The sequence below is a fragment of the Pseudomonas sp. 10S5 genome (assembly GCF_035019745.1).
GTDB lineage: Bacteria > Pseudomonadota > Gammaproteobacteria > Pseudomonadales > Pseudomonadaceae > Aquipseudomonas.
In genome coordinates this window covers 116,661-129,689 of the sequence record NZ_JASJVL010000003.1, presented here as the reverse complement: position 1 = coordinate 129,689, position 13,029 = coordinate 116,661, and the positions used below count along the sequence as shown (strand labels likewise).

At 54.4% G+C, this 13,029-nt stretch carries 10 protein-coding genes; 6 read left to right on the top strand and 4 right to left on the bottom strand.

Annotated elements, in window-relative coordinates; all coding sequences use genetic code 11:
* Positions 1-10: 10 nt before the first annotated feature.
* Positions 11-1,921 carry an ATP-binding cassette domain-containing protein gene (locus QN378_RS03735; RefSeq protein ID WP_322202341.1) on the bottom strand — a complete coding sequence of 637 codons (1,911 nt, stop codon included), beginning with the start codon at positions 1,919-1,921 and terminating at the stop codon, positions 11-13.
* Positions 1,922-2,146: 225 nt separating this feature from the next.
* Between QN378_RS03735 and QN378_RS03730 the strand changes: the two genes are divergently transcribed.
* Positions 2,147-4,075, top strand: coding sequence for a transglycosylase SLT domain-containing protein (locus tag QN378_RS03730; protein ID WP_322202339.1), 1,929 nt, complete (start codon positions 2,147-2,149; stop codon positions 4,073-4,075).
* A 161-nt stretch (positions 4,076-4,236) separates the two neighbouring features.
* Here the strand turns inward: QN378_RS03730 and QN378_RS03725 are convergent, their stop codons facing one another.
* Both QN378_RS03725 and QN378_RS03720 read right to left on the bottom strand, forming a co-directional pair.
* Positions 4,237-5,046: an MOSC domain-containing protein gene (locus QN378_RS03725; protein ID WP_322202337.1), complete on the bottom strand. Its 810-nt coding sequence runs from the start codon at positions 5,044-5,046 to the stop codon at positions 4,237-4,239.
* Between the two features lie 98 nt (positions 5,047-5,144).
* The gene (locus QN378_RS03720; RefSeq protein ID WP_322202335.1) at positions 5,145-6,074 is read right to left on the bottom strand and encodes a chemotaxis protein CheV; all 930 of its coding nucleotides are present in this window, start codon (positions 6,072-6,074) and stop codon (positions 5,145-5,147) included.
* Positions 6,075-6,560: 486 nt separating this feature from the next.
* On the opposite strand from QN378_RS03720, the gene QN378_RS03715 reads away from it, so the two are divergent.
* The 3 genes from QN378_RS03715 to QN378_RS03705 all read left to right on the top strand — a co-directional run bounded on the left by QN378_RS03715 (position 6,561) and on the right by QN378_RS03705 (position 8,800).
* Complete coding sequence (locus QN378_RS03715; RefSeq protein ID WP_323547062.1) at positions 6,561-7,046, top strand: hypothetical protein; 486 nt, start codon at positions 6,561-6,563, stop codon at positions 7,044-7,046.
* A 207-nt stretch (positions 7,047-7,253) separates the two neighbouring features.
* A complete protein-coding gene (locus tag QN378_RS03710) occupies positions 7,254-8,144 on the top strand; it encodes a sensor histidine kinase (protein WP_322202331.1) in 891 nt (296 codons plus the stop codon).
* Entirely contained in the window at positions 8,141-8,800 is a 660-nt protein-coding gene (locus tag QN378_RS03705) for a response regulator transcription factor (RefSeq protein ID WP_322202329.1), read from the top strand. The genes QN378_RS03710 and QN378_RS03705 overlap by 4 nt, the downstream gene beginning before the upstream one ends.
* Here the strand turns inward: QN378_RS03705 and yegS are convergent.
* The gene (gene yegS, locus QN378_RS03700; protein WP_322202326.1) at positions 8,784-9,713 is read right to left on the bottom strand and encodes a lipid kinase YegS; all 930 of its coding nucleotides are present in this window, start codon (positions 9,711-9,713) and stop codon (positions 8,784-8,786) included. The two genes, QN378_RS03705 and yegS, sit on opposite strands and share 17 nt — an antisense overlap.
* Before the next feature lie 390 nt (positions 9,714-10,103).
* Between yegS and QN378_RS03695 the strand changes: the two genes are divergently transcribed.
* Positions 10,104-11,540: an undecaprenyl-phosphate glucose phosphotransferase gene (locus QN378_RS03695; RefSeq protein WP_322202324.1), complete on the top strand. Its 1,437-nt coding sequence runs from the start codon at positions 10,104-10,106 to the stop codon at positions 11,538-11,540.
* Entirely contained in the window at positions 11,540-12,997 is a 1,458-nt protein-coding gene (locus tag QN378_RS03690; RefSeq protein WP_322202323.1) for a mannose-1-phosphate guanylyltransferase/mannose-6-phosphate isomerase, read from the top strand. The genes QN378_RS03695 and QN378_RS03690 overlap by 1 nt, the downstream gene beginning before the upstream one ends.
* The last annotated feature ends 32 nt before the right edge of the window (positions 12,998-13,029 follow it).

The following is a 13,029-nucleotide window of genomic DNA, read 5'->3' as shown; positions in this document are numbered from 1 at the left end:
AGATCAACTATCAAGCGTCCAGTTCAGCCCAACGTTCCAGAAGGGTATCGAGTTGGGCTTGCAGGTTTTCCAGTTGCGCCAGTACTGCCGCCGATTGCTCGGCCGGGCGCTGATAGAAACTGGCATCTGCCATTTCAGCATTCAACGAAGTCATTTGCGCTTCAACGTCGTCTATTTGCTTAGGCAGCGCTTCCAGCTCGCGCTGTAGCTTGTAGCTGAGTTTTTTCTTGGCAACCGGCATGTCCTGAGCGGCGACCGGGGCAGCAGCAACGGCGGCGGTGGCCAGCTCGGCTTTACCAGACTTGTTCTCGGTAACGCCCAACAGACGTGGCGAACCACCCTGGCGCAACCAGTCCTGGTACCCACCGACGTATTCACGAACCTTGCCTTCGCCTTCAAACACCAGCGTACTGGTCACGACGTTGTCGAGGAATGCCCGATCGTGACTGACCATCAGCACGGTGCCTTTAAACGTTAGCAGCACTTCTTCAAGCAACTCAAGAGTCTCTACATCCAGATCGTTGGTTGGTTCGTCAAGGACCAATAGGTTGGCCGGTTTACTGAACAGCTTTGCCAACAACAGACGAGCACGTTCACCGCCGGACAACGCTTTCACCGGCGTACGCGCACGCTGCGGACTGAATAGGAAATCGCCCAGATAGCTCAGCACATGACGGCTCTGACCATCGATATCGATGAAGTCGCGCCCTTCGGCTACGTTGTCGATAACGGTTTTTTCTAAATCGAGTTGGTGACGCAACTGATCGAAATAGGCGACGTCCAAACGTGTACCCACTTCAACCGAACCGCTGCTCGGTTGCAGACTGTCGAGCATCAACTTGAGCAAGGTGGTCTTGCCGGTCCCGTTGGCACCGAGCAGACCGATACGGTCTTCGCGCTGCAAGACCATGGAGAAGTCTTTGATCAGGAAGGGGCCGCCAGGATGAGCGAAGCTGACGTTATCCAGCACCATGACCTGCTTACCGGATTTATCGGCGGTATCAAGTTGGATATTGGCCTTGCCGGTACGTTCGCGACGCTCGCCGCGCTCTACGCGCAACTCTTTCAGGGCGCGGACGCGGCCTTCGTTACGCGTGCGGCGGGCTTTGATGCCCTGGCGAATCCAGACTTCTTCCTGGGCCAGACGCTTGTCGAACAAGGCGTTAGCAGTATCTTCGGCCGCCAACTGGGCTTCTTTGTGGACGAGGAAGCTGGCGTAATCACCGTTCCAGTCGATCAAGCCACCGCGGTCCAGCTCAAGAATCCGGGTTGCCAGGTTCTGCAGGAATGCCCGGTCGTGGGTAATAAACAGAACCGCACCCTGAAAGCCCAGCAAAGCCTCTTCGAGCCAAGCGATTGCGCCGATATCCAAGTGGTTGGTCGGCTCGTCGAGCAGCAGCAAGTCTGGCTCAGAAACCAAGGCCTGGGCCAATAACACCCGACGACGCCAGCCGCCGGAAAGCTCGGCCAGAGTTTTATCAGCCGGTAACTGCAGGCGACTCAACGTGCTGTCGACCAATTGCTGCAAGCGCCAGCCGTCTCGGGCTTCAAGGTCTTGCTGAACATGCATCAGCTTGTCCAAGTCCTCGGCCGTGACGATGTTCTGGCTCAGGTGGTGATATTCGGCAAGCAGTGCGCCAACGCCATCCAGGCCTTCGGCAACCACATCGAACACGGTCCGCCCGTCGGCTTCCGGCAACTCCTGCGGCAGCTCCCCGATTTTCAGGCCTGGCGCGCGCCAAACCGATCCGTCATCCGGTTTCTGCACGCCTTTTACCAGCTTCAACATACTGGACTTGCCCGTGCCGTTACGGCCGATGATGCACACCCGCTCACCACGGGCGATCTGCCAGGACACCTTGTCCAACAACGGCATAGCGCCGAAAGCAAGGGACACATCGCTGAATTTGAGCAGGGTCATGATCTTCTCCAAAAACTGGGGGCGCATTCTACCTGAGATACCCGCCATATGTTGACATTCAATAACAATCAAACAGGGGTCATTGACCTTCGTTACACGAAGGCGCTTGTTGAAATACAACAACTTCACCTCCGTTCGCTCGCATCCATCGTCAATGCTTTCACCCGGAGCCGGCAAAGGGCTAAGCTAGCGACACTTTTATCGATTCCTCTGCACGGAAGTCTCATGCGCAGTCGTCTGCTCGGCCTTTTATCCTGCTTGCTTGTCTCTGTCACCGCCGCCCAATCTGCACTGGCTGGAGACATTGCCCAACAACGTCAGTACTACGATGAAGCAAAACGGGCATTGGCCAAAGGCGATACCGGGCCTTATATGCGTTACAGCCAAGCGCTTGCCGACTATCCGCTGGAACCGTATCTAGAATATGACGAACTGACTGCTCGCCTTAAAACCGCCAGCAACGCAGAAATTGAAGAATTCCTCGCGGAGCACGGTGATCTGCCCCAGGCCAACTGGATGAAGCTGCGTTGGCTGCGTTGGTTGGCCGAACGTGGCGACTGGCAACCCTTCGTAAAGTACTACGACCCTAAGCTCAACTTCGTAGAGCTGGACTGCCTGTATGGTCAATACCAACTGAGCCACAATTTGCGCTCGGAAGGGTACGCCAACGCCGAAAAACTGTGGATGACCAGCAAGACATTGCCAGCTTCATGTGACGGTTTCTTCGCGCGCTGGGCAGCGGAAGGTCAATTGACCGAAGAAAAACGCTGGAAACGCGCCAAGCTCGCGGCCTCTGCGCGCAACTACAGCCTAGCCACGACCTTGGTCGACAGCCTAGTGACCCTCGCGCCGCAAGGACGCCTGTTGATCGCGGTTGCACAGAAGCCCGAGCTACTTAACGACCCTTCGCGCTTCAAGCCCGTCGATGAGGCCATGTCGGACGTAGTGGGCCTGGGCCTGCGTCGCTTGGCCAGGAAAGACCCGCAGAAAGCCCTGGAGATGCTCGACAACTACTCCGCGACAATGCATTTCTCCCGTGACGAGCAAGTGGCGATTGCCAAGGAGATCGGCCTCACGCTGGCGCGTAGCTTCGACGGCCGTGCCTTGGAGGTGATGACTAAATACGATCCTGACCTTCGCGACGACACGGTCACCGAATGGCGTTTGCGCTTACTGTTGCGACTGGGCCGCTGGGACGATGCGTACCAGCTGACCCGACGACTGCCTCAGGACTTGGCTACCACCAACCGCTGGCGCTACTGGAAAGCGCGCTCACTGGAGCTGTCGCAGCCCAACAATCCGCTGGTGCCTTCGCTGTACAAAGCCGTCTCCAAAGAACGTGACTTCTATGGCTTCCTCGCTGCGGACCGCTCGCAAACTGCGTATCAACTGAATAACCGTCCACTGATGCTCAGCCAGCAGATTATCAATAAGGTTCGCAACACCCCGGGTGTGCGTCGGGCGCTGGAGTTCCATGATCGCGGTGAAATCGTCGACGGCCGACGCGAGTGGTACTACGTCAGCCGCCTGTTCAACCGTGACGAGATGGTTGCCCAGGCGAAGCTTGCCTATGACATGCATTGGTACTTCCCAGCCATCCGCACCATGAGTCAAGCGAAGTATTGGGACGACCTGGACATCCGCTTCCCAATGGCTCACCGCGACACCCTCGTGCGCGAAGCTAATGTGCGCGGGTTGCATTCCAGCTGGGTGTTTGCCATTACTCGCCAAGAGAGCGCGTTCATGGACGATGCCCGCTCCGGCGTCGGCGCCAGCGGCCTGATGCAGTTGATGCCAGCAACCGCCCGGGAGACCGCACGCAAGTTCAGCATCCCGCTGGCATCGCCACAGCAAGTGCTTGATCCCGATAAAAACATCCAGTTGGGCGCAGCGTATCTTAGCCAAGTGCATAGTCAGTTCAACGGTAATCGCGTGCTAGCCTCGGCAGCCTACAATGCCGGCCCAGCGCGAGTGCGCCAGTGGCTCAAAGGTGCAAACCACCTGGCGTTCGATGTCTGGGTTGAAAGCATTCCGTTTGATGAGACCCGTCAGTACGTAGAGAATGTGTTGTCTTATTCGGTCATCTACGGACAAAAACTCAACTCGCCGCAACCGCTGGTGGATTGGCATGAGCGGTTTTTTGACGATTTGTAGATATTGAATAGCTAACGCAGCGTTGCCCAAAGCGCGTGCGCGACCTGCGGCATTCAGGCGAGCCTGGCGCCTTGAGGTTTTTCTGTGTCAGCCCAATAGCCATGTCATATGCATACTCTGGCTTGGCCCCAAAGGCGGTGTATCGAATCACCGCTGCGTGCCTACTCCAACACTGACACTGGCATGCCAACCTCAAGCGTGCCCGGCCCATCATTGACCATGTTTTGTCCAAACCAAACGTCCCCTTCGCGCTCACGATAAGTTTTCAGGGTCACCATAGGCTCGCGATCCGGCGAGCGTTCGCCGGTCTTCGGATCAATGGTGGTAAGAATGCAGCGTGTGCATCCCTTGAGCAGTCGAAACTCAATGTCGCCAATGCGGATACGTTTCCAGCCATCTTCAGCAAATGCTTCGCTGCCCTCAACTACCAGATTTGGTCGAAAGCGCAGCATTTCCAATGGCCGCCCAACTTTTGCCGACAAATCATCAAGGGATGCCTGGCCTATCAAGAGCAATGGAAAGCCGTCGGCGAAACCGACTTTGTCTTCAACCTTGCCGTAGCCGCTAGGCAACCAGCGTGCCCGATCGGCCGGGACATGCACCATGCGCGTAGGCCGCCCCATGAATTCACTGAGCCAGTGCGCGGCAGCATTGCCCGCGTCCGGCACGCGCAGGGTGTCGCGCCAAAGAGTCACGCCACGCAACGAAGCCTCGGTACTTTCCGGCACGGGAACATCCAAGGCCGCAAGACCCGGTGCGCTTAAGGTCAAGCCGCCAGAAGTATTCCATAAAGCCGATAACTGCGACATTTGCGGCATGGCACGCTGGGTGAAAAAACGTCCGGTGCCCTCTTCCACTAACATCCAGCGACGATCTCCGGCCAATCCCAGCCCGTCGAACATCGCCTGGTGAAGCGGCTCGGCCATACCAGATTTGAGTGGAAATCGATAAAGAGCGCTTAGGCGCAACATGGTCAGTTTTCCTAAATACGAAAAACCCAACTTATACGAGCTGCCGCCGCCCTAGACAACCCCCCCTGCTGCGCCTTAAATCAAATCTGCAACCGTGATCAGGCCTGATCGAGCATCAAACGCTCTCGCACCACATCCACCAATTTATCCGGCTGGAATTTGGAGAGAAAATTGTCGCAGCCGACCTTTTTTACCATCGAATCGTTGAAACTGCCCGATAGCGAGGTATGCAGCACTACATACAACTTACGCAAACGTGGATCGCTGCGAATTTCGGTGGTCAACCGATAACCATCCATTTCTGGCATCTCGGCATCAGTGAAAATCATCAACAGCTTGTCGGTCATGACTTCGCCGGAGTCCGCCCAAGCCTTGAGCATGTTCAGCGCCTTGAGGCCATCACGGGCCACATGCATTTTCACCCCGAGCTGAGACAAGGTCTCGCGAAGCTGCGACAGCGCTACGTTCGAATCATCAACCAACAGCACCTCGCGGCCTCGGGCAAGCTCTAACACTGGGTCCAAGAGCTTTTCGCGTGACACCTTAGCGTTGTAAGGCACGATTTCGGCGAGGACTTTTTCTACGTCAATGATTTCTACCAACTGATCATCGACCTTGCTGATCGCGGTCAGGTAATGCTGACGACCCGCACTAGCAGGCGGCGGCAGAATAGCTTCCCAGTTCATGTTAACGATACGGTCTACGCCACCCACGAGAAATGCCTGAACTGAGCGATTGTACTCAGTGACGATGATGGTGCTGTTTGGCCCTGGAATCAGAGGACGCATGCCAATGGCCTGGGACAAATCGATGACCGGCAATGTCTGTCCACGCAGGTTGACCACGCCACAAACAAAGGGATGACGCTGCGGCATTAATGTCAGCTTGGGTAGCTGCAGCACCTCTTGAACCTTGAATACGTTGATGGCAAATAACTGCCGACCCACTAGGCGGAACATCAAGATTTCCAGGCGGTTCTCACCCACCAGCTGCGTGCGTTGATCTACCGTGTCGAGAATGCCGGCCATTATGACTCCTGGGGAATGGTTCGAGTATTAGAGCGCTTCATTGGTTATCGGCTGAAACGCGCAAGACCTTAATGGGTAGGAAGTATGGCACGGAGCTATTGATGTCATATTAATATTAAGGGAATCCCTGAGCAGCCGTCAGGCCCAACCTGATATTCGCCCTGTGCAATAGACATTAATGTGACGCTATTCTCATCGCAACATCGGAGCCAGGCTTGTGTCGGCGATAGCACGACCCAGATCAAACAATACGAAAAGCGCTATCGCCTATGTTTCTAGACCAGCGAGGCATGCCGTCATGGGCGGTGAAAGGAATGACCCAAGCCTTGTGAGACGGTCTTGCAGACAGTGGATCGAGTTGATCTATACAGTTAAAAAACAAGATTCGGAAACGGCCTACAGACTTCCGTTTGGTTTCAACATTAACTTGAGGCCACTCGCCAAGCGAGATTTACGTTCGCTGACCAAGAGCTGTGGAGATAAAGCATGTTGAAGGACATTGAGTGGCAACATATGCTCCCCGATTTTCTGATGGAAGCCCAAAAGCTTCTTGCCAAGTCAGACGAATGCCTGAGTCACTTGGAGCTATTTGCTAATGACAAAGACGCTATCGAATGCTTGCTTGGAACCTTGTTGACCCTTGCTCATAAGGCAGACGAGTTGGGCCTAGACGGCATCACTGATTTTTCCTTGCGAATCAGTCGCTTGCTAAGCCTGGCTTACCCCCATACCACGTTGCAGGGTGATGCGTTACGAGCGCTGGAAAACTGCTTCACCCTCCTCGCTTGGCAACTTGAACTGGTCGATGCAACCACCGGGCTTTTGCCCCTCGATGACAGCGAACAAGTGGAATTGCTGTACTCATTTGCGACCATCGCCGGACTCGAACATGAATTAGCCAGTCTCATGCCGACAGCAACATGGTCGCCCTCCTTGGCGCTGCGATTAAACGTCCCGGCCCACAGACATTAATTGATCAACCTCAGCCGACCCTGCGGGCTGACAATGCACGTTTGGGTCGCGCATCGACTTTCAAGGCGCTACGCTAACCACCTGTTCTTGCGCTATCGCAACTTTGCGCGGCGTTAACGCACTCATTTGCATTCTTCTAGAACTGATATTGACCCGATAGCAATCCGATCGGGTTATCCGCAGCGAACATCAAATGGCTTTTTCGCTATGTATGCCAGCATTAAATCACTCAAATTTCGGTCTCTGAGCAAAAATAACGCTCGCTGGTTGACAGTCGCACTCTGCGGGGGATTGATCGCAGGCAATCTCGCAGTTTATCTCGCCGCAATGGCATTGCCGCCTGAACTGTTAGCGCTAAACCTAGCGACAGTCGCCAGCGTCTGGTATGTGCAACGCAGGTCAGGTAACTCGATTAATTTTCAGCCACAAGAATTGGCTGAACGCATGCTTGAAGTTCAAGAGACAGAACGTCATCGGCTTAGCCGCGAACTGCATGACGACATTGGGCAGATGCTTACCGCCGCCAAACTGCAAAGCGACTTGCTGCAACGCCATATACCGGTGGAACTGGAGAAACAGTTTTTAACGCTATGTACAACGCTGGAAGAGACGCTCACGAAGGTGCGCGATGTATCGGCTATTCTCAATCCTCGCCAACTGGCCAGTCTTGGGCTAGAAGCCAGCTTGCGTGCGCATCTGTCGCGCACGCTGAGTGACACGGCTGTGCATTGGAGTTTGGAATGTCATCAGCGCTTGTCTGGCATATCGGAAGAGGTCGCGGTTGCGGCGTTTAGAATCACTCAAGAAGCCGTGACTAATATGCTGAGACATGCCGCCGCAAACAATCTTTTGGTCCGTTTGCAGCGCTCACCAGAAGGACTATTACTGCACATAGCAGATGATGGCATCGGTTTTCTGCCTGCTAAAAACCCAGGGCAACAAGGGCAACGTGGCATGGCGGGTATGGCAGAACGTATTGCGCTGCTGAGCGGTACGTTAAAGGTTTACAGCCACCCCGGCGAGGGCACCCACATTGACGCTCTTTTTCCTTGGGCACCCCGTGCTCGCGAACGCGCCAATACAAGCAGGGGCTTATGACGTGCAACCTGCTTCTAGTCGATGACCACGCGCTGATCAGGGCCGGTGTGCGTGCGCTGATTTCAGAGTTTCCAGGTTATGCCGTGATCGGCGAAGCCGACGATGGTTCCCAATTACTCGAACTGGCGCGACGCTTGCGGCCGGACATTATCCTTTTGGACATCTCCATGAAGGACACCAATGGTCTGGATGCCATGGAGCAGTTGCTCAATGAGCTGCCCCTGAGCAGCGTACTGATCTTGTCGATGCACACCGACCCCCAGATGATCATGCGTGCGCTGGAGAGAGGTGCCCATGGTTACTTACTCAAAGACGCAACCGGCACCGAACTCGAACAGGCCTTGACCGCACTTCGCAATAACGAGCGTTACCTCAGCCCTGCTATTGCCCATGCTGTAATCAATCAAGCATTGATCAGCGTCCACGCGCGCCGTCCCGAACGCGTCGTTGCGCACAATTTGACCAGCCGCCAAACAGAAATCCTTCGCTTGATCGCTCGCGGTAAATCCACCCGAGAAATTGCCGGGGGTCTTGGTTTGAGCATAAAGACAATCGAAACTCATCGAGCGCAAATCATGAAGCGCTTGCAGATATTCGACGTCGCAGGCTTGGTGTTGTTTTGCGTTCGCGAACGAATTATCAGCCTCGACGATTGAGCGGCTCGATGTCACCCAACAGCGGTGAGTGTTCGGGCAAATGCACCCGCAACGCTCGCGGTCGGACCGAAAAGTGCAAGCTCTCGCCGCTCAACGGTTCACCGTCGAGATTTATGTCCAAACCACGGGTCGATTTGAGTTCAACCCACGGCAGACGTGCACGCACGAACATGTTGTCAATGCCTAGTCCTCCTTCGAGCAACCCTTTAAGGGTGCTCACGACTTCTTGAGGCGCGGGCAAAATACTGATGTCCAGCAAACCGTCATCAGCCAGGGCTGTAGGACACAACACATGCCCGCCGCCCGCTTGGCGGCCGTTTCCGATACCCAGTGCCAAAAGGTCGCCACACCAATGAAAGTCAGGTCCGGTCAACTCACCATAGGCCGCGCGCAATTCACTAAAGCGTGACAGCCCAGTAAACAAGTAAGCCGCACCACCCAATACTTTCTTCAGGTCTTCAGAGGTACTCGCAGTAACCTGGCTACCAAAGCCACCGGTTGCCATGTTCAAAAACAATTGTCCGTCGACATCCCCGACATCCACTTCCCGAGCTGGCAGCTCAAGCAGGTCCAACGCCGCTTTGGCAGCCATTGGCACACCAGCCGCACGCGCGAAATCATTGGCAGTTCCCATGGGCAGCAATACCAGGCTGACTTGGTGTGGATACTCGGCGTGCGCCAATACTAAGGCTTGAGCAATTTCGCGCAATGTTCCGTCACCGCCGCCAGCGATGATTGTCCGGAAACCCGCGGCCAGCGCCTCGTTCACCAGCCGCTGGGCATCTCCGGGCTCCCAAGTCACCCTCACTCCAAGCTGCCAGCCCTCTTCACGTTTGGCCCCAACCGCGGCGCGTACCTCTTCATTAAGGGCTTGCTTCCCGTGAAGTATCAAAAGAGCCGTGCGCTGCGTCATTTAGATTCCTACCAGAGGCAAACCAATATCCTTGTGAAGAGTCAGACCCCAAGGCCACTAAAAAAAATCCGGCTCGACGTATAAATTTTCTTTCCGTTGACCCGCTGGAAGGCAGGCACGGCTTTATTGGATTTATGCTTTGAACCTGCCTATTCAGCTGAGTGAACTGACTACCTGATATCGTGGTTTTTACCCTCCGATTGAAGATATTTCTGTTTTTTAGACAGAGCACCATTGAAAACAAAGAGTCGGCTGTGGTTTATTCGACAAAATATTGGCTTTCATGGAGTTAGTGGTCTAAAAAGCCATTTTATTGACTTTTTTGTAAATAATGGCCGTTGCAGTGCGAAATCCGGCAACGTTTCATGCCGTAAAGGAGTAAGGAGTTTTATGCGCTTGCGACCAGTTAACAGTCTTCTGCTGACGCGAACTAGCCTTGTCGAATACTTCCTATTCGGGGTTCGGGTAATGCACGGCATCACCTGTATTTTGCCAGGGTTGCTGATTTTGGCATTTTGGCAAAACGACTATCCTGTGGAACTGAAAAGCTACTTGGCGGTGCTGCTATTTTTTGGATTCATCAGCGTGCTGATCTTCCAAGCCATAGGGGTGTATTCAGAAACTATTTTCAGCAACCTTTTACGCTTTCGCCTAACCCTTTTTGCTTGGTCTTCAGCATTTTGCTTGTTGCTGTTCATGCACCAGGCGCTTTCATTGCTCAGTTATATTTCCAACGTTCAGTTGATGCTCTGGTTCGCAACCAGCTTCGTGCTGTTCGGCGTTGAACGGTTGCTGGTACTGATGGCCTTCCAACGCCTAATGCACAAAGGCGTCTTTCTGCAGAACGCGATTATTCTGGGAGCTACCGAAAATGGTCAGCGTTTGGCTGAATACCTCGAACAGAATCAGGATATTCGATCTGGAGTTTGCGGGTTCATCGACGACCGCATTGGGCGTATGCCTGCGACTGTGGCAAATCTGCCGCTGATAGGGAATTCGGGCGACCTGGAACGGCTCATTCGCGAAGAAAAAGTCACTCAAGTATTAGTCGCTCTGCCTTGGACTGCGGAAAACCGTATGGACTACATCATTCGCGAACTGCGTAGATTGCCGGTTAACGTGTTGTTAGTGCCCGATATGGTTGCATTCCGACATGCCCACAACCGAATCACCGAAGTCGCCAACCTACCCATGTTCAACGCATCCGACGTTCCATTGAATGGCTGGTCACCGTTCTTCAAACGGCTTGAAGACATGCTCTTGTCGAGCATCGCACTGCTAATTTTTGCGCCAGTGATGCTCGCAGTTTCCATCGCCATAAAGCTCGACTCTCGTGGGCCGGTGCTGTTTCGGCAAAAGCGCTATGGGTATAACAACCGTTTGATTGAAGTCTACAAGTTCCGCTCGATGCACCGGCATCAAGCGGATGCAAATGCTGAAATTCAGACTGTCCGGGGTGACGCCAGAATCACTCGTGTAGGCCGGTTTATCCGCAGAACCAGCCTGGACGAACTGCCGCAGTTGTTTAACGTTTTGGCTGGCAGCATGTCGATGGTTGGTCCAAGGCCCCACGCTACAGCAACAAAGGCCGCAGGCATCCTGTTTGAAGAAGTCGTCAAGGAATACACCTCTCGGCATCGGGTCAAGCCGGGGATCACTGGATTGGCGCAAATCAACGGCTATCGGGGGGAAACGGACACCGTGGAGAAGATCGAGAAACGTGTCGAGTTCGATCTTGAATACATCGAAAACTGGTCGGTATGGTTCGATCTATACATCCTTTTCCGCACTGTTCCGGCAGTGCTCTTTACTCGCGAGGCTTACTAATGAGCATCCTCATTCCTTGCATCATCGCTGGCGGCGCCGGCACCCGTCTTTGGCCGGTATCGCGGGAGGCCATGCCTAAACCATTCATGCGCCTGCCCGATGGCGAGAGCTTGTTGCAAAAGACCTTCGTCCGAGCCTGCGGGCTGCCAGAGGTCAATCGAGTTCTCACCGTAACCAACCGCGACGTGTATTTCCGTATGGTGGACGACTATCGGCAGTTGAACACTACCCGCGCAAAACTAGACTTTATTCTCGAACCGTTAGGCCGTAATACAGCGGCGGCCATCGCTGCGGCCGCACTGCATGTCGCCCAGTTATACGGCGAAGATGCGCACCTGTTGGTGCTGCCCGCTGATCACCTGATCAAGGACGTAAAAGCCTTTGCCGAAGCCGTTGCTGTGGCACGAGAACTTGCAGATAAAGGCTGGATGGCCACGTTCGGCATCGTCCCGACTAAAGCGGAAACCGGCTTCGGGTACATCGAAAAAGGCCAAATGCTAAACACCTCTTCCTACCAGGTGGCGCGCTTTGTCGAGAAGCCCAATGCCGAGACCGCTCAAGACTACTTGGACGGCGGCCTTCATTTGTGGAATGCAGGCATGTTCTGCATGCGCGCCGACACTATGCTACGGGAGTTACAAGAGCACGCGCCCAACGTACTGGCCGCCGTACGCGCCTGCCTGGAGCAAAGCCAATGCAAGGAAGGCGATCACGAGTTGCAATTGGAATTGAATGCCGAGTTGTTCGCTTTGGCCCCGGATATTTCCATTGATTACGCAGTTATGGAGCCTTCGCAGAATGTCGCGGTGGTGCCTTGCCAGCTTGGCTGGAGCGACATCGGGTCATGGCAAGCGATGCGCGAACTTAGCCCAACCGATGACAACGGCAACCAATGCAATGGCCAGACCGTATTACAGGACGTGACCAACTGCTACATCGACTCACCAAGACGACTAGTGGGCGGTATCGGTCTGGACGATTTAATCATCATTGACACACCTGACGCCTTATTGATCGCCGACGCGAAACGTAGTCAGGATGTAAGCATTATTGCCAAGGAGCTCAAACGGCAGGGCCATGATGCTTATCGACTGCACCGAACCGTCACCCGCCCATGGGGCACCTACACCATCCTTGAAGAAGGTAAGCGATTCAAAATCAAGCGCATCATGGTCCGCCCGCAAGCGTCGCTGTCATTGCAAATGCACCACCACCGCAGTGAACACTGGATCGTCGTCAGTGGTATGGCGCTGGTCACCAATGGCGAAAATGAATTCTTGCTAGACACCAACGAGTCAACCTTCATCAAACCGGGCCGCACACACCGCTTAGTCAACCCTGGCGTCATCGATCTGGTAATGATCGAAGTGCAAAGCGGAGAATACCTGGGCGAGGACGATATCGTTCGCTTCACCGATATCTATGGTCGCGTACCTGTGGAGGCCGCCAAGCCCTGAAACTCGGCGCCAGGATTTCATTGACACGTTTG